The 24,213-nt window shown below is 71.1% G+C and carries 30 protein-coding genes and 2 pseudogenes; 20 read left to right on the plus strand and 12 right to left on the minus strand.

Going from position 1 to position 24,213, the window contains the following annotated elements:
• Positions 1 to 62 precede the first annotated feature (62 nt).
• The 3 genes from IL992_RS11860 (at position 63) to IL992_RS11870 (ending at position 1,762) form a co-directional block, all read left to right on the plus strand.
• Complete coding sequence (locus IL992_RS11860) at positions 63 to 974, plus strand: AzlC family ABC transporter permease (protein WP_319018494.1); 912 nt, start codon at positions 63 to 65, stop codon at positions 972 to 974.
• A complete protein-coding gene (locus IL992_RS11865; protein WP_193203363.1) occupies positions 971 to 1,279 on the plus strand; it encodes an AzlD domain-containing protein in 309 nt (102 codons plus the stop codon). The genes IL992_RS11860 and IL992_RS11865 overlap by 4 nt, the downstream gene beginning before the upstream one ends.
• A 90-nt stretch (positions 1,280 to 1,369) precedes the next feature.
• The gene (locus IL992_RS11870) at positions 1,370 to 1,762 is read left to right on the plus strand and encodes a hypothetical protein (protein ID WP_193203364.1); all 393 of its coding nucleotides are present in this window, start codon (positions 1,370 to 1,372) and stop codon (positions 1,760 to 1,762) included.
• 17 nt (positions 1,763 to 1,779) lie between these two features.
• On the opposite strand, the gene IL992_RS11875 is transcribed toward IL992_RS11870, so the two are convergent.
• Both IL992_RS11875 and IL992_RS11880 read right to left on the minus strand, forming a co-directional pair.
• The gene (locus IL992_RS11875; protein WP_193203446.1) at positions 1,780 to 2,856 is read right to left on the minus strand and encodes an ATP-dependent DNA ligase; all 1,077 of its coding nucleotides are present in this window, start codon (positions 2,854 to 2,856) and stop codon (positions 1,780 to 1,782) included.
• Positions 2,857 to 2,872: 16 nt separating this feature from the next.
• On the minus strand, positions 2,873 to 3,610 hold the full coding sequence (locus IL992_RS11880; RefSeq protein ID WP_193203365.1) for a pyrimidine reductase family protein: 738 nt from the start codon (positions 3,608 to 3,610) through the stop codon (positions 2,873 to 2,875).
• A gap of 537 nt (positions 3,611 to 4,147) precedes the next feature.
• Between IL992_RS11880 and IL992_RS11885 the strand changes: the two genes are divergently transcribed.
• Entirely contained in the window at positions 4,148 to 4,402 is a 255-nt protein-coding gene (locus tag IL992_RS11885) for a hypothetical protein (protein ID WP_193203451.1), read from the plus strand.
• Positions 4,403 to 4,481: 79 nt separating this feature from the next.
• On the opposite strand, the gene IL992_RS11890 is transcribed toward IL992_RS11885, so the two are convergent.
• Positions 4,482 to 5,915, minus strand: a complete 1,434-nt coding sequence (locus tag IL992_RS11890) for an MFS transporter (protein ID WP_319018495.1) — start codon at positions 5,913 to 5,915, stop codon at positions 4,482 to 4,484.
• A gap of 79 nt (positions 5,916 to 5,994) precedes the next feature.
• On the opposite strand from IL992_RS11890, the gene IL992_RS11895 reads away from it, so the two are divergent.
• A complete protein-coding gene (locus IL992_RS11895; protein WP_193203367.1) occupies positions 5,995 to 6,564 on the plus strand; it encodes a TetR/AcrR family transcriptional regulator in 570 nt (189 codons plus the stop codon).
• 265 nt (positions 6,565 to 6,829) lie between these two features.
• Here the strand turns inward: IL992_RS11895 and IL992_RS11900 are convergent, their stop codons facing one another.
• Entirely contained in the window at positions 6,830 to 7,579 is a 750-nt protein-coding gene (locus IL992_RS11900) for an SDR family oxidoreductase (protein WP_193203368.1), read from the minus strand.
• Positions 7,580 to 7,740: 161 nt separating this feature from the next.
• Positions 7,741 to 8,490 (minus strand): SDR family NAD(P)-dependent oxidoreductase, encoded by a 750-nt coding sequence (locus IL992_RS11905; RefSeq protein WP_193203369.1) that lies wholly within the window; start codon positions 8,488 to 8,490, stop codon positions 7,741 to 7,743.
• A 109-nt stretch (positions 8,491 to 8,599) separates the two neighbouring features.
• On the opposite strand from IL992_RS11905, the gene IL992_RS11910 reads away from it, so the two are divergent.
• Complete coding sequence (locus tag IL992_RS11910; protein ID WP_193203370.1) at positions 8,600 to 9,199, plus strand: TetR/AcrR family transcriptional regulator; 600 nt, start codon at positions 8,600 to 8,602, stop codon at positions 9,197 to 9,199.
• Between the two features lie 151 nt (positions 9,200 to 9,350).
• Positions 9,351 to 9,473, plus strand: a complete 123-nt coding sequence (locus IL992_RS47565; protein ID WP_264294969.1) for a hypothetical protein — start codon at positions 9,351 to 9,353, stop codon at positions 9,471 to 9,473.
• Positions 9,474 to 9,791: 318 nt separating this feature from the next.
• Here IL992_RS47565 and IL992_RS11915 read toward each other — a convergent pair whose 3' ends face one another.
• Entirely contained in the window at positions 9,792 to 10,712 is a 921-nt protein-coding gene (locus IL992_RS11915) for a LysR family transcriptional regulator (protein ID WP_193203371.1), read from the minus strand.
• A gap of 70 nt (positions 10,713 to 10,782) precedes the next feature.
• On the opposite strand from IL992_RS11915, the gene IL992_RS11920 reads away from it, so the two are divergent.
• The 6 genes and pseudogenes from IL992_RS11920 (at position 10,783) to IL992_RS11945 (ending at position 15,025) form a co-directional block, all read left to right on the plus strand.
• Positions 10,783 to 11,100, plus strand: coding sequence for a hypothetical protein (locus IL992_RS11920; RefSeq protein ID WP_193203372.1), 318 nt, complete (start codon positions 10,783 to 10,785; stop codon positions 11,098 to 11,100).
• Positions 11,101 to 11,635: 535 nt separating this feature from the next.
• Complete coding sequence (locus IL992_RS11925) at positions 11,636 to 12,427, plus strand: arginase family protein (RefSeq protein WP_193203373.1); 792 nt, start codon at positions 11,636 to 11,638, stop codon at positions 12,425 to 12,427.
• Positions 12,428 to 12,493: 66 nt separating this feature from the next.
• Positions 12,494 to 12,661, plus strand: a pseudogene (locus IL992_RS11930) (TetR/AcrR family transcriptional regulator); the annotation flags it as partial.
• 181 nt (positions 12,662 to 12,842) lie between these two features.
• Positions 12,843 to 13,712, plus strand: coding sequence for a tyrosinase family protein (locus IL992_RS11935; RefSeq protein ID WP_193203374.1), 870 nt, complete (start codon positions 12,843 to 12,845; stop codon positions 13,710 to 13,712).
• 218 nt (positions 13,713 to 13,930) lie between these two features.
• A complete protein-coding gene (locus IL992_RS11940; protein WP_193203375.1) occupies positions 13,931 to 14,773 on the plus strand; it encodes a class II glutamine amidotransferase in 843 nt (280 codons plus the stop codon).
• 66 nt (positions 14,774 to 14,839) lie between these two features.
• Positions 14,840 to 15,025 carry a hypothetical protein gene (locus tag IL992_RS11945; RefSeq protein ID WP_193203376.1) on the plus strand — a complete coding sequence of 62 codons (186 nt, stop codon included), beginning with the start codon at positions 14,840 to 14,842 and terminating at the stop codon, positions 15,023 to 15,025.
• A 147-nt stretch (positions 15,026 to 15,172) separates the two neighbouring features.
• Here IL992_RS11945 and IL992_RS11950 read toward each other — a convergent pair whose 3' ends face one another.
• The 3 genes from IL992_RS11950 to ligD form a co-directional block, all read right to left on the minus strand.
• Positions 15,173 to 15,460 carry a hypothetical protein gene (locus IL992_RS11950; RefSeq protein WP_193203377.1) on the minus strand — a complete coding sequence of 96 codons (288 nt, stop codon included), beginning with the start codon at positions 15,458 to 15,460 and terminating at the stop codon, positions 15,173 to 15,175.
• Between the two features lie 72 nt (positions 15,461 to 15,532).
• Positions 15,533 to 15,700 carry a hypothetical protein gene (locus IL992_RS11955; protein ID WP_193203378.1) on the minus strand — a complete coding sequence of 56 codons (168 nt, stop codon included), beginning with the start codon at positions 15,698 to 15,700 and terminating at the stop codon, positions 15,533 to 15,535.
• 249 nt (positions 15,701 to 15,949) lie between these two features.
• A complete protein-coding gene (gene ligD, locus IL992_RS11960; RefSeq protein ID WP_193203379.1) occupies positions 15,950 to 16,945 on the minus strand; it encodes a non-homologous end-joining DNA ligase in 996 nt (331 codons plus the stop codon).
• On the opposite strand from ligD, the gene IL992_RS11965 reads away from it, so the two are divergent.
• Complete coding sequence (locus IL992_RS11965; protein ID WP_193203380.1) at positions 16,944 to 17,174, plus strand: hypothetical protein; 231 nt, start codon at positions 16,944 to 16,946, stop codon at positions 17,172 to 17,174. The two genes, ligD and IL992_RS11965, sit on opposite strands and share 2 nt — an antisense overlap.
• Before the next feature lie 183 nt (positions 17,175 to 17,357).
• The gene (gene msrB, locus IL992_RS11970; protein ID WP_193203381.1) at positions 17,358 to 17,759 is read left to right on the plus strand and encodes a peptide-methionine (R)-S-oxide reductase MsrB; all 402 of its coding nucleotides are present in this window, start codon (positions 17,358 to 17,360) and stop codon (positions 17,757 to 17,759) included.
• A gap of 3 nt (positions 17,760 to 17,762) precedes the next feature.
• Here msrB and IL992_RS11975 read toward each other — a convergent pair whose 3' ends face one another.
• The gene (locus IL992_RS11975; protein WP_193203382.1) at positions 17,763 to 18,356 is read right to left on the minus strand and encodes a hypothetical protein; all 594 of its coding nucleotides are present in this window, start codon (positions 18,354 to 18,356) and stop codon (positions 17,763 to 17,765) included.
• Between the two features lie 356 nt (positions 18,357 to 18,712).
• Here IL992_RS11975 and IL992_RS48305 point away from each other — a divergent pair, with 356 nt between their 5' ends.
• The 5 genes and pseudogenes from IL992_RS48305 to IL992_RS12000 all read left to right on the plus strand — a co-directional run bounded on the left by IL992_RS48305 (position 18,713) and on the right by IL992_RS12000 (position 21,763).
• A complete protein-coding gene (locus IL992_RS48305; protein ID WP_193203383.1) occupies positions 18,713 to 19,447 on the plus strand; it encodes an SDR family NAD(P)-dependent oxidoreductase in 735 nt (244 codons plus the stop codon).
• Positions 19,354 to 19,668 carry an NAD(P)(+) transhydrogenase (Re/Si-specific) subunit beta gene (locus tag IL992_RS11985; RefSeq protein WP_319018496.1) on the plus strand — a complete coding sequence of 105 codons (315 nt, stop codon included), beginning with the start codon at positions 19,354 to 19,356 and terminating at the stop codon, positions 19,666 to 19,668. The genes IL992_RS48305 and IL992_RS11985 overlap by 94 nt, the downstream gene beginning before the upstream one ends.
• 8 nt (positions 19,669 to 19,676) lie before the next feature.
• On the plus strand, positions 19,677 to 19,979 hold the full coding sequence (locus IL992_RS11990; protein WP_193203453.1) for an NAD(P)(+) transhydrogenase (Re/Si-specific) subunit beta: 303 nt from the start codon (positions 19,677 to 19,679) through the stop codon (positions 19,977 to 19,979).
• 141 nt (positions 19,980 to 20,120) lie between these two features.
• Positions 20,121 to 20,890: pseudogene (locus IL992_RS11995) on the plus strand (SDR family NAD(P)-dependent oxidoreductase).
• Positions 20,891 to 20,965: 75 nt separating this feature from the next.
• Positions 20,966 to 21,763, plus strand: a complete 798-nt coding sequence (locus tag IL992_RS12000; protein ID WP_193203384.1) for a maleylpyruvate isomerase family mycothiol-dependent enzyme — start codon at positions 20,966 to 20,968, stop codon at positions 21,761 to 21,763.
• A gap of 80 nt (positions 21,764 to 21,843) precedes the next feature.
• Here the strand turns inward: IL992_RS12000 and hemQ are convergent, their stop codons facing one another.
• Both hemQ and hemG read right to left on the minus strand, forming a co-directional pair.
• Complete coding sequence (gene hemQ / locus IL992_RS12005; protein WP_193203385.1) at positions 21,844 to 22,545, minus strand: hydrogen peroxide-dependent heme synthase; 702 nt, start codon at positions 22,543 to 22,545, stop codon at positions 21,844 to 21,846.
• A gap of 120 nt (positions 22,546 to 22,665) precedes the next feature.
• The gene (gene hemG / locus IL992_RS12010; protein WP_193203386.1) at positions 22,666 to 24,096 is read right to left on the minus strand and encodes a protoporphyrinogen oxidase; all 1,431 of its coding nucleotides are present in this window, start codon (positions 24,094 to 24,096) and stop codon (positions 22,666 to 22,668) included.
• Positions 24,097 to 24,213: the final 117 nt, after the last annotated feature.

The following is a 24,213-nucleotide window of genomic DNA, read 5'->3' on the forward strand; positions in this document are numbered from 1 at the left end:
GCGCAACTCGGCCGCTTACCCCCATAGGGGACATTCCTGCACACTTCGTTACCCTCGGGCGGGTGACCACGACACCAGTGCAGGCCGGCCTGCCGCCGAAGCCCCGGGCGGCGGTCGTGCGGGACGCCCTCGGGGTCGGCACGGCCGTCGGTCTGTCGGGCTTCGCGTTCGGCGTCACCTCGGCGGGCGCGGGGATGACCGTCGTCCAGACCTGCGTGCTGTCGCTGTTCGTGTTCACCGGGGCGTCCCAGTTCGCTCTGGTGGGCGCGCTCGGCAGCGGCGGGAACCCGCTCGCCGCCGCGGCCGGGGCGCTGCTGCTCGGCGTACGGAACGCCTTCTACGGGCTGCGGCTGTCGCAGTTGCTCGGGCTCCCCGCGGCGGTCCGCCCGTTCGCCGCGCAGTGGCTGATCGACGAGACCTCCGCCGTGGCCCTGGCCCAGCCCGACCGGCGCCTCGCCCGGCTCGGGTTCACGGTCACCGGGGTCAGCCTGTACGCAGGATGGAACATCACCACGTTCCTGGGCGCGCTGGGCGCCTCCGCGCTCGGCGATCCGGCGGTCTGGGGGCTCGACGCCGCCGGCCCGGCCGTCTTCCTCGCCCTGCTCCTGCCCATGCTCCGGGCCCGCTCCGCCTCCACGCCCGCCGCCGCTCCCCCGGCCGGCTCCACTGCTTTTCCCGCTGCTTCTCCCGCTGCTTCTCACGAGACGGCCGGTGACGCGGCCCGCCCGCACGCCGCGCCGCCCGGCACACCGCCGGGCCGGGCCCCGCTCGTCCGGGCGTTCGTCCGCGCGTTCATCCGGGCGTTCGTCCGGCGTGAGGAGGCGGCGGTGGCGGCGCTGGCCGTCGTGCTCGCCCTCGCCTGCGTGCCGTTCGTGCCCGCGGGCGTGCCGGTGCTGGTGGCCGTGCTCGCCGCGCCCGCCGTGCTGGCCGTATCCCGGCTCCTCGCCCGCCGCTCGCCCGGAGGAGGACGTTGATGGTCTGGGTCGCGATCGTCGTCACGGCGGCCGGGTGCTACGCCGTGAAGCTGCTCGGTCTGTCGGTGCCGGCGGCGGTGCTGGAGCGGCCGCTCGTCCGCAGACTGGCCGCGCTGGTGCCGATCGCGGCACTGGCGGCGCTGATCGCCCTGCAGACCTTCGCCGACGGCCGCACGATCGTCGTCGACGCCCGGGCCGCCGGGCTCGCCGCGGCGGCCGTCGCGCTGCTGCTGCGCGCGCCGTTCCTGGTGATCGTCGCGGTCGCCGTCGTCGTCACCGCCGCCGTCCGCGCCCTGACCGGCTGACCAGCGCGCCCCTCACGGGCGGACGCCGCGGCTTGACGGCGGGGCCACACAGCGGTGATCATGCGTGCTCCGCCATGTGAGGAGGTGCCGGTGAACAGTGCCGCCGAGGGGGACGCGGAGGAGGCGGAGACGAGAGCGTTACGGTTCGCGCTCTTCGGCATCCTCTTCTCCATGGCGGTCCTGCTGACCTCCTGCGGCTGGGTCGTGGACTTGTACCGCCCCCCGCTCGGCCCCGGAGAACCCGCCGCCGTGGACGGGGACACGCCCCTGGCCGTCATGCTGGTCTCCGGTCTGGCCGTCCTGTTCGCCGTACTCGCCGCGCTGCTCATGCGACGCTCCAGGATGGCGCTGGTGCTGTGCGTGGTGCTGGTCGCCGTCTCGCTCATCCGGATCCGGCAGGCGGACGCCGCGGCGGACGAGTACGCCGCGTGCGCGTACCCCAGTGCGGGCCGTACGCCGCCCGAGTGGTGCGCCCGGCGCTGACCGGTGACGCCGGCAGGTCAGCGGGCGAGGATCTTGTCGAGGTCGTAGCTCACCGGGCGTTCGAGCTGTTCATAGGTGCAGGACGCGGGGGTGCGGTCGGGGCGCCAGCGGCGGAACTGGGCGGTGTGACGGAACCGGTCGCCCTCCATGTGGTCGTAGGCCACCTCGACGACCCGTTCGGGCCGCAGCGGGATGAACGACAGGTCCTTCTTGGCGTTCCACCGTGACACGGCGCCGGGCAGGCGCTGGCCCTCGGCGCCGCCCGCCGCGACCTCGGCCCAGTGTCCCCACGGGTGCTCGCTCAGGTCCTCCACCCGGTAGGGCGCGAGCTCCTCGACGAGTTCCTCCCGCCGCTTCATCGGGAACGACGCCGCGACGCCGACGTGGTGCAGGCGGCCGTCCGGCGAGTAGAGCCCGAGCAGCAGCGAGCCGACGACCGGCCCCGACTTGTGCTCGCGGTAGCCCGCCACCACGCAGTCGGCCGTGCGCTCGTGCTTGACCTTGAACATCACGCGCTTGTCCGGCACGTACGGCTGGTCGCCCGGCTTGACGACGATGCCGTCCAGACCGGCGCCCTCGAACGCGTCGAACCACTCGGCGGCCCGGCCCTCGTCCTGCGTGACCGGCGTGAGCCGTACGGACCGGCCCGCACCCACCAGCATCTCCTCCAGACGGGCCCTCCGCTCCGAGAACGGCGCCTCCATGAGGTCCTCCGTCGCGGTGGCGAGCAGGTCGAAGGCGACGAAGGACGCGGGCGTGTTCTCGGCCAGCAGCCGCACCCGGGACTGCGCGGGGTGGATGCGCTGCTGCAGCGCGTCGAAGTCGAGCGACTGTCCCCTGATCAGCACGATCTCGCCGTCCACGACGCACTTGGGCGGCAACTCCCGCCTGACGGCCTCGACCAGCTCGGGGAAGTAGCGCGTGAAGGGCCGCTCGTTCCTGCTGCCCAGGAAGACCTCGTCGCCGTCACGGAAGACGATGCAGCGGAAGCCGTCCCACTTCGGCTCGTAGTAGAGCGTGCCGTCCTGTCTCGGCAGCCCCTTGACGGCCTTGGCGAGCATCGGCGCGACCGGCGGCACGACCGGCAGGTCCAGGTCGGGGATCTGCGGCTCAACCGGAAGCTTCATCCTGCGCCTCCCTGATGTATCGGCAGAAGAGGAAGCCATCCTCTTCTAGCACCTGAGCGAGGGTCAGCGGCGTGTGCGAGGCGACGCCGTCCAGTATGCGCGCCGCGTCGCCGCCGACCAGCAGCGGGCTCACGGTCAGCGCCAGCTCGTCGACCAGGCCGGCGGCGGCCAGCTGCGCGTTCACCCGGGGGCCGCCCTCGCACAGGACGCGGCCGAGCCCCCGGTCGCGCAGCTCGCTCACGGCGGCCGCGAGATCGACCCGCTCGTCGCCCGCGACGATCAGGTCGGCCCTCCCGGCCGCCTCCTCGCGGCGGTCCTTCGGCGCCGACTCCGTGGTGATCACGATCGTCCGGGCGTACGGCTCCGCCTCGGTGAACAGCGGGCTGTCGAGGTCGAGGTCGAGGCCGCGGGTGACGACGGCGACGGGCGGCGCCGGTGGCCTGCCCTCCCGCAGCGCCCGCCACGACTCGCGCGGGCGGGCCGGGCGGTATCCCTCCGTGCGGACGGTGGCGGCCCCGGCCAGCACCACGTCGGCCAGGCCGCGCAGCAGTCCGAAGATCCGCTTGTCGGCCCGGCCGGACAGGCCCTCCGAATGGCCCTCGATCCAGGCCGCGCCGTCGGCGCTGGCCACCATGTTGAGGCGCAGCCAGTGGTCGCGCGGATAGGCGTAGGCGGCGGGGATGTCCGGCTCGTCCTCGGTGAAGGGGTGGATGCGGCGCACGCTTCCTACAGTGGCACACCGCACCGACAACGCCGCCGCGACGCCCGGGTGAGGATCTTCCGCCACAGCTCCTGCGCCCGGGCGCCCATACCGGGTCGAAGCCCAGCGCCTCGGCACGGCGCGCCAGCCCCGACCGCCTGAGCAATCGCCCCATCAGGAGAACCAGTGATCACCGAGCTTCACCTGCCGCAGTCGAGGAAGGTCTGGTGCGTAGACAGACCATTGAGACTGCGGCTCGCCCCATGGCGTGCCGGCGATCCGGCGCCGGGCGGCCACCAGCTCGGCCTGGTCGCTCGTCCGGGCCTCTCATGAGGGTGTTGTGCGATGGCCTCGCCCTTCCAACGTAGATTCATGCGGTACGGCTGCAGGTATCGCCCGCAATGGATCTCGCCGCCGGATGACAACGGGGAGCCCCGAACGACTCCCCCGGCAGAGGCCCGCCTATGACACTCCCTGAAGACGACCGGCAGATGCTTCACTTCGCGGTTGAGTACGCGCCGGCCCCGATTCACCGCGCCGTCGAGATCCCGCTGGGCCATGTCCTCAACGCAGCCCGCTCCGACGCCAACACCGACCAGATACCGGGAGCTCGCCGCGGCACTGCACTATCTCGCGGCCAACGCCATCGCCGCCGACGGCCACCCCGTCGACCTCGATGACATGGCCACCATCTCGCCCTACATCACCCACGTCATCCGCCGGTTCGGCGACTGGATCCTCAACCTGACCCCGCCGACCGCCAACCCCACCACCCGACTCGACCTCGAGTCCCAAGTCCTCTTCGCCCCATAACCGGCGGCTCGCTCGCCGCTGCGGGTGCTCTTCGGCACCGAAGGGCCGCGGATGACCAAGCAGGCCTACGTCGAGCGGCTCAAGACGTGGGCCGGCCGGGAGGAGCTGTCAGCGGCGGCTCACTGACTGCTCGGCCTCCTGACTGTTCGACCCTGACGCCCCTCGGCGTCCGGGCCGCGGTCAGCCACAGGCCGGTGAATACGGCGCAGGCCAGCGTTACAGCACCCGCCGCGAGGAAGGCGCTGTTGAGGCCGGATTCGAAGGAGGCGCCGCCGGACTCCCGCGTGTGGACGATCGCCCCGAGCACCGCCACTCCGAGCACCGCGCCGATCTGCCGGGTGGTGCTGCTGACGCCCGAGGCGAGGCCGCCCTCCTGCGGGCTGACCGCCTGGATGGCGGCCCCGGTCAGCGGCGACATGGTGAGAGCGAACCCGATGCCGACGACCGCCAGCCGCCACCACACGTTCCCGTAGCCGGTATCGGCGTGGACGAAGCCCAGCGCCAGCAGCCCCAGCCCGGCCAGGACCAGGCCGATGCTGACGACGACGCGGAAGCCGCACCTGGCCGCGAACCGGCCCGCGTACGGGCTGACGATCACCATGGCCAGCGAGGCGGGCAGGGTCCGCAGCCCGGCGACCAGGATCGAAGTGTCCTGGACGTAGACGAAGAACTGGGAGAAGAAGAACGACGACCCCATCAGCGCGAACCCGACCACGACCATCGCCGTGTTGGACACCGTGAACAGCCGCTGACGAAACAGCCGTAGCGGCAGCATCGGCGTCGACACACCACCCTCGACCACGACGAACGCGGCCAGGAGCACCAGTCCGGCGGCGAAGCTGCCCAGGATCACCGGCGAGGTCCAGCCTCGGGAACCGCCCTCGATCAGGCCGTAGGTCACAGTGCCCACGCCCGCGACGGACAGGACCGTGCCGGGGACGTCGATCGGCGGCGCGCTCGGGTTGCGGGACTCCCCCAGCACGCGCAGCCCGGCCAGGAGCAGGACCGCCCCTATGGGCACGTTGACCAGGAAGATGGCGGGCCAGCCGAAGGACTCCACCAGGATCCCGCCCGCCAGCGGTCCGGCGGCCAGGCCGATGCCGCTGAACCCGGCCCACAACCCGATCGCTCTGACGCGCTCCCTCGGGGCGGGATACGCGGCGGCGAGCAGCGCTAGTGAGGCGGGGCTCAGCGCCGCGGCCCCGACGCCCTGCAGCACCCGCCCGGCGATCAGCCAAGCGATCGAGGGCGCGAGCGAACACACCACCGACGCGGCCGTGAACACCACCACCCCGGCCAGGAACACCCGCCTGCGGCCGAACCGGTCGGCGAAGACGCCGCCCGACAGCAGCAGCATGGCCACCAGCAGCACGTAGGCGTCGACGATCCACTGCAGGCCGGTCAGCCCGGTGTGGAGCCGCTGCTGCATGTCGGGCAGGGCGGCACCGACGATCGTGTTGTCGAGCAGCACCATGAACTGACCTGCGCAGGTCAGGGTGAGCAACGCTTTCACGTACATCCTTCCTAAAAGCAGTCGATGACTGCGTTTAGGGAGACTCTAACGCAAGTCTCGACTGCGTTAAGGTGAGGGTATGGATGAGCAGGGGCGAGCCAGGCGGCCCGGCGGGCGCAGCGCCCGGGTCCGCGCGGCAGTGCACCAGGCCGTTACCGACCTGGTCAGCGAGCGTGGCTACGGAAACTTCACCGTCGGCGACATCGCGGCCCGCGCGGGCGTGGCCGACACCAGCCTCTACCGCCGGTGGGGCAACCTCCAAGCCCTGCTCGGCGATGTGCTGCTGACCCGGCTCAACGCGCAGGCGCCGATGCCCGACACTGGCAGCCTGGCCGGCGACCTGCGCACCTACGCCGCCATCGTGGCCCGCGAGGTCACCGGACCCGACGGCCTGGCGTTGGTGCGGCTGACCATCGCGCTGTCAGGCGAGGGCCAGCAGGGCCTTCAGGCGCGCGACGAGCTCCTGGCCGACCGCACCAGGCAGTTGCAGGCCATGCTCGACCGCGCCCGCGACCGCGGCGAGGACCCGCCCGACGCGCTGGAGGTGCTGGACCATCTCCTGGCGCCGATCTACATGCGCGTCCTGTTCGGCGCGGTCCCGCTCACCCCTGACTACCTCGACGGGCTGGTCGACCGGTTGCTCGCCTGATCCAGTCCGGCCAGGCCCTCGCGGCGGTCATGTCGTCGAAGGGCGCGTACAGCAGGGCCCAGATCGTGCCGTTGCGGACGTGGTCGGCGCGGTCGATGGCCCCGCCAGACAGGATGTCCGCCTGGCGTGTGTTCGGTCGGCGGGCATTGGCCTGCAGGATGCCGGAGCGGCCTCCCGCCCGCGCACCCTCCTCCTTGTGGAAAGCTGCCCGGCCGGGGCAAGTGGCCGCCGACGGGACGTGCATCCGATCCTTGACGAATCGAGATCAGTAGGCGAGTTCTCCGATGCCGCCATCGACGCGCAAGACGGTGCCGGCGGTGTAGGCGGACTCGTCAGAGGCCAGGTAGACAGCCGCCTTCGCCAGCTCGGTGGCCGTGCCGATGCGATGCAGGGGCACGGTCTGACGGAGGTCGTCGTAGATGGCGGCCTGCCGCTCGGGGCCAAGCGACTTGAACGTGTCCGTGAGAGTCGGCCCCGGGCTCAGCCCGTTGACCCGGACGCCTCGGTCCTTCAGCTCATAGGTCAGCCCGCGGGAAAAGGACAGCAGGCCTGCCTTGGCGGCACCGTAGACCGCCGCGTTCTCGTGCCCGATGAAAGCGGAGACAGAGCCGACGAGGATGACCGAAGCTTGCCGCGAGAAGAGCGGCAGCAAGGCCTTGATCAGGAAAAACGGTCCCTTGAGATTGGTGGCGACGAGCCTGTCGAATGCCTCCTCGGTCCATTCCTCGATCGGGAGATGGGTGACGTCGGCGGCGTTGCTCATCAGGATGTCGAGCTTCGGCCACTCCTGCTGCAGCCGCGCCGCGAGTGCCGCCTGGCCGGGCACGTCGCCGGCGTCGCTGAGGATGGGCAGCAGCGGGCCGTCCAGCTGCCGGGCGGCCTCATCCAGCCGTTCCCGCGAGCGGCCGGTTATCGCGACAGTCGCTCCCTCGGCGAGGAACTCACGGGCGGTCTCAAGCCCGATGCCGCCCGTCCCGCCCGTGATCAGTGCGTGCTTTCCCTCAAGACGACCCATTGAACATTCTCCTCACTCACGCCAAGGCGCGTGGTTCTGGTAACGGTGGTTCTGGCAGCGATGACGGGCCATCCCCGCCATCGCGGGACACCCGCCAGAGACCGGCTTCCTCACTGCGGACCTGGCCCGCCTGCGCCGTGCCGGTAGCCGGTGCGTTCGGGTTAGATGGCGGTCCGGCCTCCGTCGGCGGCCACGACGGCACCGGTGACGTAGCTTGCCTGGTCGCTGGCGATGAAGGCGATTACCCGGGCGACCTCGGCTGGGTCGGCGGCGCGCTTCAGCGCGGTCGTCAGTCCCATGCCGCCGAGGTCCGGTCCCATGGCCGCCACCACCTTGGAGGTGGTCATCGGGCCGGGCGACACGGCGTTGACGCGCACGTTCGACCCGGCGAACTCGGCCGCCCAGGTGCGGGTCAGGGACTCAAGCGCCGCCTTGGTGGCCCCGTAGACCGCCATCGGCGGCATGCCCAGGCCGGCCGCGGTGGAGCTGACGTTGACGATGCTGCCGCCCCCGCCGGCGGCCATCTTCGGTGCGAGCTGGGCGACCAGGACGAACGGCGCGCGCACGTTGACCGCGAAGGCGGCGTCGTAGGCGGCGATGTCCTGGTCGGCGGTCGCGCTGAACGGGACGACGCCCGCGTTGTTGACGAGGATGTCCACCGCCCCAGCGTCCTCGGCCAGCCGCTGCACGGCCTGCGGGTCGGCCAGGTCGGCGGGAATGAAGCGTACGGCGCCGCCGGACCCAGCCGCGCTCCCCCGCACGTCGTCCACGACCTGGGCGCCGCGGTCCGGATCGGTGCCGGTGATGATCACGTCAGCTCCGCCGGCGGCGAGGATTCTCGCTGTCGCGTGCCCGAGCCCGCCGATGGCGCCCGATCCGGTGATCAGCGCCGTCTTTCCCTCGAAGTCCATGTGGTCCTGCCTCTCGTCCCGCCGACTTCTGTGTAATCGTTCAAGAAGTCGCTCAGCCATCACCGTACGGGCTTTTGTGCACACAGTCAAAAAGTCGTAACCTGGGGATGTGGCACGGACGGGACGCCCTCGCGCATTCGACAAAGGCCAGGCCCTGGAGCGCGCGCTCCTGCTGTTCTGGTCCCGGGGCTACGGAGCGACCTCCGTTCAGGACCTCGTCGACGCACTGACCCTGGAACGGGGCAGCCTGTACGGCGCTTTCGGCGACAAGCGGCAGTTCTACCTGGCCGCGGTCCAGTTGTACTGGGACACCTACGAGCGCCGGCTGGTCACCGCGCTGGAGGCCGGGCCGGTGCTGCCGGCGCTGCGCGAGGTGCTCGCCAACCCGGCCCGGGCGCAGGAGTACGCCTCCGACGTCGGCGTTCCGCAAGGGTGCATGATCGGCAACACCACCGCCGAACTTGTTCCGCAGGATGCCGAGGCCCGCGAAATCGTCGCCCGCTCGCACGCCCGCTTCACCCAGATCGTCGCCGACGCCCTGCGGCGCGCGCAGGCCAGCGGCGAGGTCACCCAGGCCGCCACCCCCGAGGCCCAGGCGCAGCTACTGCTGTTCACCGTCCAGGGCCTTTCCCTGGTCTCCCGCGCAGGACTCGACACGGCCGCCGCGCTCGCTGCCGTCGATGCCCTGATCGACGCCCTTCGCGCTTGAAGACCATCTTGTCCCGGCGAGGTTGTTTGATCCCTGATCCACCGGGCTTGATGTCTGGGGACAGTTTCTCGGGGAATGGAGAGTGCCTTGTGACCTGATGATGGGGTTTCTCTGGGGCCACATCAGGCACGATCCGCCAGGCACTTCCGAGATGCAATCTCCCCATGCCGCGGCGGCGGTCTCGTCCGCATTCCACGACCCGAACCTGATCGCGCACGGCGGCCGCGAGTGGCACGGTGCGATGGGCAGCCTGTTCTCCGCGGCGGCTCGCTGATCAGCGGGAACCTCATTGGTGCCGGATAGCGTTCCAGTACCCCCGACACCACCGACCCGCCACCACGGCGAAGGCCCGACGCGACGGGAGTCCCGGTAGCAATGAAGAAATTCTCTACGAAGTAGCACCTGACCTGCGGTAACGGAGGAGTTGGCCTCCTGCGGCGGGCTGATGATCACTGCCGCTACGTTCATTTCGGTTTTTAGTTGCGGTCGGCATCAGACAGCCGGTGCCGGGCCGAGCTCTTGTCAATTGGGGCAGGCGACGCGGAACACGTCCGTCGTGGGCATCCTCCTCGAGCCAGCACGCTCGTCCCAGTCACCGAACGTCCTCCGGTACGAGCCGCTCGTTGTCGGCAGCGAGCGGCGCGTCAGGTTCATCGATGTCTGATCGGGTCTTGTCCCGGCGCGGCCTGATCGCAGCGGCCACGAACGAGGCGACCAGCGGCCGGCGATCCTCCGCGATCCAGGCGAGCACCAGGCGGCTGGGCGGCGCGTCGGCCACCGCGACGCACACCAGGCCGGCCGGGACCGGTTCGACCAGCGAGCGGGGCAGCACCCCGATCATCCGGCCCACCGTGATCATCTGGAGCATCTGGACCACGTCGGCGACCTCGGGACCGGTGCCATCCCCCCCGGGTATTCCTTTCCAGCGTGGCAGGGTCTCACCCTCCAGATCGGACATGCGCACCGAAGTGTGCCTGGCCAGCCGGTGTCCGGCCGGGACGATGACCACGCGGTCCTCGGTGTGCAGCGTCTCGTGGGCCAGGCCGTCGAGGTCGTCGAACGGCGCGTAGAGCAGGCCGACGTCGGCCCGGCCGTCGCGCAGGAAGTCGGCGCGATCGGCTGGGCCGCTGAACAGAATGTCCACCTGGCGGGCGTCGGGCTGGTGTGCGTATTCGGCCAGGAGCCCGGAGAGCAGGCCCGCGTCGCCGCCGGGTTTGAGCACGAGCCGCAGGTGGGCCCGGGTATCGCCGGCACGCTGGGCGTGCCGGACGGCGGCGCTGACCGCGTTGAGCGCGTGCCGGCCGTGTTCCTGTAACGCCTTCCCGGCCGGGGTGAGCTCGACGTGCCGGCTGGAGCGGATGAAGAGTGGGACACCGAGCCGGGTCTCGATCCGTCGGATGGCCTTCGACAGCGCCGGCTGAGCGATCGAGAGCCGGACGGCGGCCCGGCCGAAGTGCAGCTCGTCGGCGAGTGCGATGAAGTACTCGAGCTCGCGGGTCTGCAGTTCGATCATGCCTTCAGGTTATCGCCGAATGGCGAACCGGTCTTGGACGCAGGCGCCGTGCGGGGTCAAGAATGGCTGCATGATCAACCACACGATGATTGTCTCCTTCGACCAGCCGCTGCCCGACGCGGAGCTCGACCAGTACCTCGCGGATATCGAACAGGTCATGCTCGACTCCGGTTTCGTGCAGTCGGTCGCGACCCGGCGCCACATTCCCGTCCCCGGCGAGGAGGCCATCCCGGCCCTGATCGCGACCGCGATCGTGCAGGTGGCCGTCGCCGACAACGACGCCCTCGCGAAAGCGTTCACCGCGCCGGGCATGCACGAGGTCATCGACCGCTGGCAGTCCCGGCACCCGTACAAGGTCGCCTGGGCGAACCACGAACCTCTGGCATGACTGCTGGCCCGGCGCGGAATCACCTTCCACCGCATCTACCTGGAAGGACTCCCCCGACCCCGACTTTGAGGCCAAGCTGGAGCGCATCGAGTACGCGCCAACCAGCGGCCGGAGCGGACCTTCGCCTTCGATGAGTTCGGCCTGCTGGGCATCCGCCCACCCGCACCCAGCTCACGAGCCGGGTGCTGCTGTACGGCGCCGCGTTGACCCCCGCCACCCTGGCCGGGGCCTGGGCCGGTAAGCGGATCGTCGGGCGCATCAGCGACGGTGTGTTCGTCATCCTGGTCGCGAGCCGTTTCATCTCGTACACGGTGAGGATGACGCGGCAGTGCGGGGTGCGAGCCTTGATCTGCCTTGCGGTGGCGGGGCCGTCGGCTGCGGATCGGTCGGGGTCGACGGGGCGGGCGGCGAGGTGCCGGGCCGTCATGGCTGGCCGGGCCTGCGGTCGGACCGCACGGCGTTCGCGGCCCGGCTCGTCCGGGACGTTTCGTATCAGAGATCAGCGAACGAGCTCTCCCGTTTGTATCGTCGAGACGTGACCACAGTGCTGTGCGTACCTCAGTGGCAGGGATCGGGCTCCGGCGACGCGCCGCGGCTCGTGACGGGCGCCCGTCGGACCGCGGAGCTGGTTTCGGCGGATTCCCTGGTGACCGTGCCCGTGCTCGAGGAGGACGGGGATCTCCAGGCCGGCGTACGCGCGCTCGACGTGCTCACCGAAAACCTGCGGCGGACTCAGCAGGCCCTGGAGGGCATCGACGATGCCGTGATCACGGCAGGTGGAGACTGCGGGGTGGACCTGGCGCCGATCGCCGCCGCCCGCGCCCGCTACGGCGACCGCCTGACGCTCCTGTGGTTCGACGCACACCCGGACCTGTATCTTCCGCATTCCCTGCGCTCGGGCGCCTTTCACGCGATGGTGCTGCGCACGCTGCTCGGCGAAGGCCCGGCGCCGCTTGTCCCGGAGCAGCCGCTGGCGCCCGAGCAGGTGATCATCGCGGGGCTCCGGGCGGGCGACGTCGTCGAACGCGACTACATCGAGAAGGCCCCCCTTCGGGTCTACGGCGTCGACGACCTCGAAAGCGTGCTCGACGGTCTGACCGGTCCCGTCTACGTGCACATCGACCTCGACGTGCTCGACCCCGGGTCGTTTCGCTCCGTCTGCTATCCCGAACCGGACGGAGTGGACCCGCAACGGCTCGCCAGGCTGGTCTCATGCCTGGACGACGTGGTCGGCGCGGCCATCACGGAACACGCGCCACCCGACGGCGCCAGCGACGCCGGCGAAGCCGAGGTGATCCGTCAGCTGGCCGCCGCGCTCCCCCTCTGACCGACGGCGAGGGCACGACGACGGCGGGCAGGCCCCAGCTCATCTCCTCCGTCGCGCTTCGCCGACCGCCTCGAAGGCCAGGACGCCGCGCTGCGCGCCGAGCTGATCGGCGCGCTCCTGCTCGGCATGGGAGTGATGCGCTCGATCGTGGGCGCACCCGCGCTCAGCGAGGCCTCGTTCGAGCAGACGCGTCCCCTGGTCGCCCGGCTCGTCCGCGCGCTCTCCACCGAGTGACCGCGGATGGAACGGCGGCCCGCTGTCGCCGATGGCCGTTCCACCGCTCCCGACGAGCCGACACGGCGCCAAATGCAGCGTCCCGGCGGCTTCGTCGTTCTAATCTTTCCGCCGATCGGAACAGGCCACGGAATCCGGTGATATTCGGGGGGCGGAAATGCGTGGGCCGAGCAGGCGGGAGATGCTGGCATCGGCGGTGTGGGGCACGGCGGCGATCGCATTCGGGGTGCGCGGGACGGCGGCGCACGCGGACCCGGCCCCGCCGCCGGCCCGCCGGCGGGCCGGCGACATGACCACACGCCGGCGGACCGGCGACATGACCACGGAGCAGTGGCAGGCGTTCGTCGGGGCGGTGCGCGCACTGAAGGCGCGGGGGACCTACGACGCGCTGGTCAAGACCTACGCGGACGACTTCACGGCCACCCACGCCAACGGCTTCTTCCTGCCCTGGCAGCGCAGATACCTTCTGGACTTCGAGCGCGCGCTCCAGCGTCTCGATCCTGCCGTGTCCGTGCCGTACTGGGACTGGCCCCTCGACGGCCGGGCGCCGGAGCGCTCGACGGTGCTGTCCAAGGCGTACTTCGGGGGAAACGGCAGTGCGAAGCGCGATCAGGCCGTGCTCGACGGCGCGTTCGCCGGGTGGACCGCCAAAGTCCCGCGGGTTCATCCGCTCCGGCGTTCCTATGCCGACGGCGGGAAGATTCCCCCATGGGCCTCGCCCGATCTCATTGCGAACATGCTGAAAAATCCGGATTTCCAGGTGTTCAACATGCAGGTGGAGATCCACATCGGCGCAGTGCAGATGGGCATCGGGGGCGACCTGGCCCAGCCCGTCGCCCCGAACGACCCCCTGTACTGGGTCGTCGCCTGCTTCGGCGACCTGCTGTGGCACATGTGGCGCTCCCGCCATCCGAAGGCCCCGGTCCGGTCGGCGTACGGGAACGTCACCGAGGAGAGCCGCCTGCCCCGGTACGGCGACACAGTCGCGGGCGTCCTCGACATCGAGAAGCTGGGCTACCGCTACGACGACGTGTGGCCCCGGTCGCGCTGACGCCGAGTACACCACCGGAATGCGCCTCACCGGGCGTACGGACCTGCCCGCGGGGGAACGGCAGATCAGGGGGCGCCATGGCGTGCAGCCGGATCAGCGGGCGTTCGACCGCGCCGAGAGCCCGATCGAGCGGAAGCGGGTCGTGTACACCCGTCGAGGCCGTCGCGGCCCACCCGCACCGGATGCCGGACGAGCTTGTGTGACGGGGGACAGGACACATGTGCCGCTGGCTGGCCTACTGTGGCTCGCCGATCGCTCTGGAGAAACTGCTCTACGAGCCGGAGCACTCACTGATCGACCAGAGTCTCCACGCCAGGTACGGCAAGGAGACGGTGAACGGCGACGGGTTCGGCGTCGGCTACTACGGTGACCGCGACGTGCCGCCCGCGGTGTTCAAGGACACCAAGCCCGCGTGGGGCGACCGCAACCTCCGCGAACTCGCCCGCCATGTCCGGTCGCCGCTTTTCATGGCGCACGTGCGCGCGTCTTCCGGAACGGCGATACAGCAGACGAACTGCCATCCGTTCAGGTACGGCCCATGGCTGTGGATGCACAACGGCGCGATCTCCGAGTTCGGCCGCGTCAAACGGGACCTCGTCATGGCCATCGCCCCGGATCTGTTCCCGGCGGTCGAGGGGTCCACGGACTCGGAGGTCATGTTCTTCCTGGCGCTCACGCTGGGGTTGCCGGAGGACCCCCCGGGGGCGGTGGAACGGATGGCCGGCCTCGTGGAGCGGACAGGGCGGAGACACGACGTGGAGCACCCGCTCCAGATGTCGCTGGCCATGTCGAACGGCGAACGGCTGTGGTCCTTCCGCTACTCCAGCGACCGTCGTTCGCGGTCGCTCTTCCACAGCGGGAACACTCAGAGTCTCCGGCATCTGCATCCGGAGGTCTTCGAGTCCGTGGAGCTCTCCGACGACGCTCGGGTCGTCGTGTCAGAACCCCTGCGCGACCTGCCCGGCCTGTGGCTGGAGGTTCCGGAGTCGACGTACACGGTCGTCGAACCCGGCGTCTTCGAGATGCATCCCTTCGGCCCTGCGGCACCCGCGACGAGCTGATGCCGGACGGGTATCCGCGGCTCAACCTCGCCACATCCCGCGCGGCTGCGGGAGTGAGGCCGGCTGGTGCCGGTGTACCCCTTCCCGCCCAACCGGGAGGACCTGCATGTGCTGAGGGTGGTGTGCCGCAACGGGTTCTCGCTCGATCTGGCCGACCGCCTGGCGGACGACCTACGCGGCCCGCTGGCCTGGCTGCTCATGCCGTCCCCGCCCATGTTCGGCCCGGACGGCGCCACGAGCTTCCACCACTGACGCACCGCCCACGCCAGGAGCGGCCCCGCCTCTCCCTAAATCGAGACAGGCGGGGCCGCTCCGCGTTCCGATCGGTTTCCGGGATGTCCGGCGGCGTGACCGGAGGCGCGTGCCTCCTCGCTCGTGGCGAGACGGACGCGACGCGCGTCAGGCCCGGGACGTCGTGGCGCGGGCCCTGCCGGTCGTCTGGCCGACGGTCTCCCTCTCCCGCTCCTGCCTCTCCTGCTGGCGAGCGGTCCTGGAGATGTCCTCCAGCTCGTGCGCGGTCTCCTCGAACTCCTGCGCGGCCTCCCGGCTCATCCTGCTCACGAGCCTGCGGCCGCGGACGGCCATGTCCTCGTACACCTCGTTGGCCTTGGCCAGGGCGTACGGGCCGACGCCCGCGAGGGCGCAGAACGGCTTGGACATCGTGATCCTCTTGACCGGTGTTGTCACTTGGTCACTCTCCATACATATCGGTCTGGCGGCGGCTTCCACCTGTTCCAGTCGGGGGAAAACGGCCCGGCGTCAGGAAGGTGGCGTGCCGAGGGCTTCCATCCCGGACCTGATGTTGTCGGCGGCCTGCGCCGGGCTGATGTCCGCGGCCCTGGAGGCCTTCCGCAGATCCGTCCAGGTGATGTGGTCGGGATTCCCGTGGTCGTCGTCAGGCTCGCCGCAGCCGCAGCTCAGGCACATCCGGGTGTCTCCCCCCGCTCGGTCTTGTGCACAACGGCCCCGCCCTCGGCAGCGGTGCGAGGGCGAGGCTTTTCGGGTGTTCCAGGTTCGTCCGTGTGCGGTCTTGCCCGGGGACGAGCGCCCGCTCCCCCGTCGGCGAGCGCTCGCCAGGACCATCCCCGCACCCGTCTCCAGGGACACCGGGCGGGAATGCAAGAGCCGATCAAGAGCAGAGACAGGCGGACAAAAACGTCACCCGGCGGGTCACGATCAGCTGGACGGCCTCGCCTTGCTGGGCTGCACGCGCCTCGGCTCGCCGGGCATCTTCGGGTAGTTCGGCGGGTACGGCATGTCGCCCCGGTCGTCGGCGTCGTACCACTCCAGCAGCGTGCCGATGTCGTGGGCCCGGTCGTCGATCGCCCGCTGCACGTCGCCCAGCTTGGCGAACCGCTCCGGCATCGTCCTGATGTCGAAGTCGCGCGGGTCGCAGTCGGCCAGCTCCTCCCACGTCACGGGGGCCGAGACCCGGGCGTCGGGCCGCGCCCGGACCGAGTAGGCGGCCACCACCGTGCGGTCGCGGGCGTTCTGGTTGTAGTCGATGAAGACCTTCTCCCCCCGCTCCTCCTTCCACCAGGCGCTCGTCGCGAGGTCCGAGCGGCGCTCGACCTCTCGGGCGAGGGCGATCGCGGCGTAGCGCACCTCGGTGAAGGTCCAGCGAGGCTCGATGCGCACGTTCACGTGGATGCCGCGGCTGCCCGAGGTCTTGGGGAAGCCCGTCATGCCCAGCTCGTCGAGGATCTCCTTGGCGGTGAAGGCCACCGTACGGGCCTGCTCGAACGAGGTGCCGGGCTGCGGGTCGATGTCGACGCGCAGCTCGTCGGGGTGGTCGAGGTCGGCACGGCGGGCGTGCCACGGATGGAAGTCGATCGTGCCGAGGTTGGCGCACCACGCGATCGCCGCCACCTCGGTCGGGCAGAACGCGTCGGCGGTGCGCCCGCTGGGGAAACGCACGGTGACGGTCTCGATCCAGTCGGGATGCCGGGGCATCCGCTTCTGGTAGATCGCCTCGGTGCCGACACCGTCGGGGTGCCGCTTGAGGTAGGTCGGCCGCTCCCGCAGAGCGCGCAGCACGCCGTCCCCCACGCTCACGTAGTACTCCACCAGGTCGCGCTTGGTGGCGCCGATCTCCGGGAAGTAGACCTTGTCCGGATTGGTGACCTTGACGGTGCGGCCACCCACCTCTATCTCGATGTACGGCGAAGCCATGCACGTGACCCTACCCAGGGAGGAGGGGGTCCGTCCCGGGCTGCCGACGGCGGCCGGACCGGGCGCTCCCACGGCCGCGCTCTTCCGGCGCAGGCTCGTGGTCGCGTACGGCGCTCTCGCGTTCGGACGGCGCCGCACGCGACGGGACGGACCACGACGGCCGCCCGCGGGCGGCCTCCTCTCACCGTCCGGCGGCGGCCAGCACGGGTCGGGTGCTTCGCCGCCCTGACGGCGGTGCGGGTGACCGCCCCCGCGCGGGTGACGGCGATCAACCCCTCGTCAGTGAAGACGCCGGCAGACCCGGGAAAGGATGCCTCGACCCGCGAACACGTGCGGGGAAGATTCCGAGCGTCCACGGAGTTCCTCAGTTCGCAATCCCCGCGAGGGGCCGCCGAAGGCAGGGTGGTGAGCTATGGAGAAGGTCATCAAGAGCGACGCCGAGTGGCGCGGGCAGCTTTCCCCCGAGGAGTACCGGGTCCTCCGGCAGGCGGGGACCGAGCGCCCGTTCAGCGGCGAGTACGTCGACACCAAGACCGTCGGCGTCTACTCCTGTCGCGCCTGCGGGGCGGAGCTGTTCCGGTCGGAGGCCAAGTTCGAGTCGCACTGCGGCTGGCCGTCGTTCTACGAGCCGTCGGAGTCGGACGCCGTGACCCTGCACGAGGACGACTCGCTCGGCATGCGCCGGGTGGAGGTCCGCTGCGCCCGCTGCGACTCGCACCTCGGGCACGTGTTCCACGGCGAGGGCTACCCCACGCCGACCGACGACCGGTACTGCATCAACTCCGTCTGCCTGACCCTGCAGCCGGCCGGGTGACGCCTACTTCGGCTTGGGGTAGGTGACCCGGCAGTCGTCGTCGTCCGGGCCGAGGATGTTGGCGAGGACGGGGTTGCCGTTCTCGCCGAACCTGGACTGGACGAACACCACGGGGTTGGCCTCCCCCCGCTCGGCCAGGTACTCCAGGCCGCGCTTGCACAGCGTGATCGCGGCCTTGGAGTTGTCGGCGTTCTCCGGGAGGTTCGTGTAGATGCGCAGGTAGCGGCCGGTGGTGCGAATGTCCTTGACCCGCTTGGCGGTCTTGTCGTTCCACCTGCTGCGGAAGTAGGCCTCCGCCGTGGTGTCGGTGTACTTCGACGGTCCCGACGCCTTCTTCTCGGCCGCCTTCTTGTCCCGCTTCTTGGTCGCCTTCTTGTCGGTGTCGACGCTGGCGACGGTCAACTCCCCGGCCGGGGAGGCCTGCGGCGTGGGCGCGGCGACCACGTGGCCGGGGGCCGCGTCGGAACGCGACAGCGGCCAGGCGATCGCGACGGCACCGACGGCGAAGGCGGCCACCCCGATGGACACCTCGACGACGTGCGAACGGGCCCGCCTCTTGCGGCGGCGCCCCCTGGAACGTGCCAGCCCGCTTGCCACTCTGCCTCACATGGACGTCGATCCTTCGTCACAGTATGGCAAAGACTTCGAGCCGCCAAGACCGTTTCCGACGCTTCGCGCAAGATACGCCGAAATGTCCCCCTTGGGCGCTCACCCCCAGGCGCGGGCCGCCGCAGCCCGCTCGCCCTCCGCCCGGCCCCGCGGGAGCCGGGGCGCCGTCGACGACCCCTCCGAAGAAAGAAGACATCGAATCTCACGCCTTTTCTTATAGGGGCGATAAGGCACGCACATCGCCGTTCCGGAATCCTTCGATTCCACGGGAACTTGTCTCTGTCAGCGCCCGCGAAAACCGGTCGCAGGACCATTGAGAAGATCCCGAAGAAAAGGTGTTCCCCATGCAGTTCACGAATAAGACCGCGCTCGTCACCGGCAGCACGTCCGGCATCGGCCGCGAGACCGCGCTGCTGCTCGCCGCCGAAGGCGCGTCCGTCGTCGTCTCGGGCCGCGACGCGGCCAAGGGCGCGGACACCGTGGCCGCCATCGAGGCCGCCGGCGGGCGCGCCGCGTTCGTCGCCGCCGACCTCGCGGACCTCGGCTCGGTGCGCCGTCTCGCGGAGGCGGCCGGAGAGGTCGACGTCCTGGTCGACAACGCGGGCGCCTTCCCGTTCGCCCCGACCCTCGAGCAGGGCCTCGACACGTTCGCGACCCTGATGGACACCAATGTCCGCGGCACCTACTTCCTGACCGCCGCGGCGGATTCCTCGCCCTGGGCGACCGCTGAAAATGCCGTCCCGATAAGGTGCGAGGAAAGGACGGCATTAATGCTAATCGGCGTCCCACAGGAGAAAACCGCGGGGGAAACCCGGGTGGCTCCAACGCCGAACGAGGCACGGACACTGGCCGGGCAGGGCCATGAGATCGTCGTCGAGCACGGCGCCGGGGAACGGGCGAGCCATCCCGACGCCGCCCCGTACGGCCCGCAGGGGACCTCTGGGGCGCCGTGCTCGGCATGGCGGGGGCGATCGCCGGCACTCTGGTGCAGAAGGACGTCGTCGACTACCGGCGGATCCTCGTCGCCGCCATCGCCGGGTCCCTCGTCGGCGGCGCCATGGCCCGGTACATGCCGATGACGGCCATGCCCGAGCGGATCGCGCTGTCCCACGCGTTCGGCCCGCTCGCGGCGGGTCTGGTCGGCACGGCCGAATACCACGAACGCGCCGGATCGCTGCGGGTCTTCGTCGCGGCCGCGCTCATGCTAGTCCTCGGGTTCGTCACCTTCACCGGCAGCCTCATGGCGTTCGGCGCATCCTGCCCGGCCGCCCCACGGTCTTCCCCGGCCAGCAGGCGCTGAATCTGCTGTTGTTCGCCGCCGCCGTGGTCGTCGGGCTCCGGCACGTCGCGCTGGTGGTCGGGGCCGACGACGTCACCAACCCCGCCGCCCGCACCCGTCCGGACAGTCCCACCTACGGGATGCCGATCCTCGACGTGGCCTCCGCCCGGACGGTCATGGTCGTGAAGCGGGCAATGAGCGCCGGCTTCGCCGGGGTCGAGAACGAGCTCTACCACCTCGGCAAGACCCTCATGCTCTTCGGCGACGCCAAGGACGTCGCGGGAGGACTCGCCCGTGAACTCGAGGACGCCCTGCGCGGCCCGCGGGTCTGAGCACTGCCCAAGAAATCGCTGATGGCCGGCATAGGTGACGGCTTTGGGCGAACTGGAAGTTCCTTACCGATCTGGGCTTTTAACCCCTCGAAGCGCCGAGCCGCCGCATCGGGCGGCCGGCAACGAACCGAACAACCAAGGATGAACGTGACGAGCATAGAAGTGACGACCGGAGAGCTGTCGGGACAGGGCGCTCTGGTCACGGGGGCCACCAAGGGCATCGGACGGGTGACCGCGCTGGCGCTGGCCCGGCTCGGCGCCGAGGTGGTGCTGTCGGGCCGCGACGAGCAGCAGGGCAAGCAGGCGGTCGAGGAGATCCTCGCGGGCGGCGGCCGCGCGCACTTCGTCACGGCCGACCTGCGCGACGAGGCGTCCGCGCGGTCGCTCGCGCGGCGCGCGACCGAGTTGCTCGGCCACGTGGACGTGCTGGTGAACAACGCCGGCGTCTACCCCTTCGCCCCCACGACGCACATGACCGAGCGGGACTTCGACGGGGTCTACGGCGTCAACGTCAAGGCTCCGTTCTTCCTGGTCGCCGAGCTGGCGCCGGCATGGCCGAGCGCGGCCGGGGCGCGATCGTCGACGTCACCACGATGGTGGCGGAGTACGGCCACTCCGGCTACAGCCTGTACGGCTCCAGCAAGGCCGCGATCGTGCTCCTCACCAAGTCGTGGGCCGCCGAGTTCGGCCCCCGGGGCGTGCGGGTCAACGCGGTGAGCCCCGGTCCGACCCGCACCGAAGGCGCCGCTCCCATGGGCGAGGACCTGGAGGTCCTCGCGCGGACCCTGCCCGCCGGCCGTCCCGCCTCCCCGGAGGAGATCGCCGACGCGATCACGTTCCTGGCCTCGCCTCGGGCGAGCTTCGTCCACGGGACGACCCTGCACGTCGACGGCGGCCGCTGGGCCGTCTGAGCCCTTTCCCGCCCGGCACCGCTCAGCGGCCGGCCCCGCCGCCGGCCGCTGAGCCACGATCCAGAAGGAGTGATCATGACGGAGACCACGCACGACGCCGGCCGTTGGCTCGCGGCGCTGCACGCCGCCTCGCGGTCGTTGACCGCGCTGGTGGACGGGCTCTCGGAGGAGGAGCTGAAGCAACCGTCCTACGGGGACGGCTGGAGCATCGCCCAGGTGCTGTCTCACCTGGGCAGCGCCGCGGAGATCAGCGCGAGGCTGGTGGAGCGGGGCAGGGCCGGGGACATGACCGGTCCCACCCGGGAGGAGATGCTGCCGGTCTGGGCACGCTGGGACGCCCTGCCTCCACTCGCGCAGAGGGCGGCGTGGCGGGAGGCCGACGCCCGGCACCTGGGCCTGCTGGACTCCCTCGACGCGGCCGAGCGCATCACCATGACGATCCCGTACTTCGCGGGACAGATCGGCGTTTCCGCCTCTATGGGCTACCGCCTGTCGGAGCAGTCGGTGCACGGCTGGGACGTCGCCGTTGCCCTCAACCCCGGCGCGACCGTCCCCGACGAGGAGGCGCGCCTGCTGTGGGAACGCCTCGACCTGGTCATGAGCCGGTTCCACGACGGCGGCACGCTCCGCCGCCTCGCTCCTGCCCGAGTGGCCGTGGAGCTGACCGACCTGCGGCGTACGGTCTGTCTCGACCTGGGGGAGGTACCGCGCATCCGCCCCGAGGAGCCGGCGGACGCCGTGGCCACGGTCACCGGAACCGCCGACGCCGTCCTGCGCCTCGTCTACGGCCGCAACCGTCCCGGTGCCGACGGCGTCACGGCCACGGGCGCGGCCGTGCTGGACGACCTGCGCTCCCTCTTCCCGGGCTTCTGACGGGGGCGGATGCCCGGATCGGTGCTCAGCGGGCCCCCTGGTCGAGGCCCTGACCTGGGCCGTCCTGGGGTGGTCGATCGCTAGGGCAGCGCGGCGACAAGCTCGCTGACCGGCTTGCGGGTGCCGGTGTAGAAGGGGATCTCGATCCTGGTGTGCCGCCGCGCCTCGGCTCCGCGCAGGTGGCGCATCAGGTCGACGATGCGGTGCAGCTCGTCGGCTTCGAAGGCCAGCATCCACTCGTAGTCGTTGAGCGCGAAGCAGGCGACGGTGTTCGACCGCACGTCGGGGTAATCGCGGGCCATCTTGCCGTGCTCGGCGAGCATCCTGCGCCGCTCGGAGTCCTCCAGCAGGTACCACTCCAGGGACCGTACGAAGGGGTAGACGCAGACGAAGCCCCTGGGCTCCTCCTCGGCGAGGAAGGCCGGGATGTGGGACTTGTTGAACTCGGCCGGGCGGTGCAGGGCCATGGCCGACCAGACCGGCTCGCTCGCGCGCCCGAGGGCCGTGCGGCGGAAGCGGGAGTAGGTCTCCTGCAGGTCCTCCGGCGAGGGGGCGTGCCACCAGAACATGAAGTCGGCGTCGGCGCGGAACCCGGCCACGTCATAGCAGCCCCGGGTCGTCACGTCCTTGCCCGCCGCCTGCGCGAGCAGTTCCTCGACCTCGTCGGCGACGCCCTCACGGGCGGCGGGAAGCTGGTCACGCAGCCGGAAGACCGACCACATGGTGTATCGGATGACCAGGTTGAGATCGCGTGCCTTGGGCCGCGGGGCAGGCTCCGTCATGCCTCCATTCTGCCGGTAGGGGGCGGTGGTCCGGCCGCCGGGTGCCGCCGATCAGGCGCACCGGCGGCCGGCGCCCACGCCGCCGGTCAGGCTTCCGAGGCCGGCGCCCGCGCAGACCGGTCAGGCTTCCGAGGCCGGTGCGCCGTGGGCGTCCCGCAGGTGCTCCAGGACGAGCGTGGCGGCGGTCCGGGCGGTCGCGACGCAGGCCGGGATGCCGACTCCCTCGTACGCGGCGCCGCAGACGGCGAGGCCGGGCTGCCCGGCGATCGCGGCGCGCACGCGGGCGATCCGGTCGAGGTGGCCCACGTCGTACTGCGGGAGCGCACCGCCCCACCGCGTCACCCGGGTGTCCAGCGGCAGGCCCCGCACACCCATGATCTCGGCCATCTCGTTCATGGCCAGGGCCGTCAGCTCGGCGTCGTCGCGCTGGAGCACGAGTTCCTCTCCCAGGCGGCCGAGCGAGCACCGTACGATCATGACGTTGCGGTCGGCCTCGGCCAGGTGGGGCCACTTGACGCTGCTGAACGTCGCGGCCTTGACCGGCCTGCCCTCGACCGGCGGCACGAGGTAGCCGCTGCCCTCCGGCGGCTCGGGGAAGGCCGTCCTGGGGTAGGCGAGGGTGACGATCGCCATGCTGGCGTACTCGATCCCGGCCAGTTCGGCCGCCGCCTTGGGCACCTCGCGCCCGAGCAGGCGGGAGGCGGGCCGCGCGGGGACCGCCAGGACGACGGCGTCGGCGTCGATCACCTCCTCGTCCCTGGTGGGACCGGTGACCAGCCGCCAGCCGTCCGGCGTGCGGATCAGGTCGCGCACCGTGACACCGGTGCGGATCTGCGCGCCGGATTCCTTCGCCACCGCGTCGGGCAGCGCGCCCAGGCCGGTCCTGAGCGTGGTGAAGACGGGCCCGGCGTCCGCGGGGGCCTCCGCGGTGATGCTCCTGGCCGCCTGCAGCAGCGACCGCTCGGTGCGGGCGACGGCGGCGATCCGCGGCATGGTGGCGTCCAGCGACAGCATGTCGGCCCGGCCCGCGTACACGCCGCCGAGCAGTGGCTCGACCAGCCGGTCGACGACCTCGCTCCCCATCCGGGCCCGGATGTACGCCGCCACCGAGACGTCGCCGGTCACGAGCGTGGGCGGCAGGAACTGGTCGAGCGGCACCCGGGCGAGGCCGCCCGGCGACAGGATGCCCGAGCGCGCGAGGGCGACCACGTCCGAGGGGACGCCCATCACCTGCTGCCGGGGCAGCGGGCGCAGCGACCCGCGCGACAGGACGGCGGCCCGGGTCGTGCCGGGGTCCACCAGGTCGTCTCCGAGGCCGGCCAGCCGGGCCAGTTCCTTGCCCTCGGGCCGCCGCGCCAGCATCGACTCTGCGCCCGCGTCGACCTCGATTCCCGCCACCTGCGAGGCGTACAGCTTGCCGCCGACTCTCGGCGCCGCCTCCAGCACCGTGATCCGCAGGCCGGCGTCGGCCCGGTTCAGGTGCAGCGCCGCGGCCAGACCCGCGATGCCCCCGCCGACGACGACCACATGACGACCCGCAATCCCGTCCATGGGGAAAAGCTACCGGCCCGTACGCCCGGGTTCCGCACCGGCGCAGGGCGTGTCCGCCGGGAAGCGGAGAACCTCGCCGCCACCGTGGGAGCACGGATAGTCACGCATCGGAACACT

Origin of the sequence: Microbispora sitophila (assembly GCF_014892245.1) — a bacterium.
GTDB classification, from domain to species: domain Bacteria; phylum Actinomycetota; class Actinomycetes; order Streptosporangiales; family Streptosporangiaceae; genus Microbispora; species Microbispora siamensis.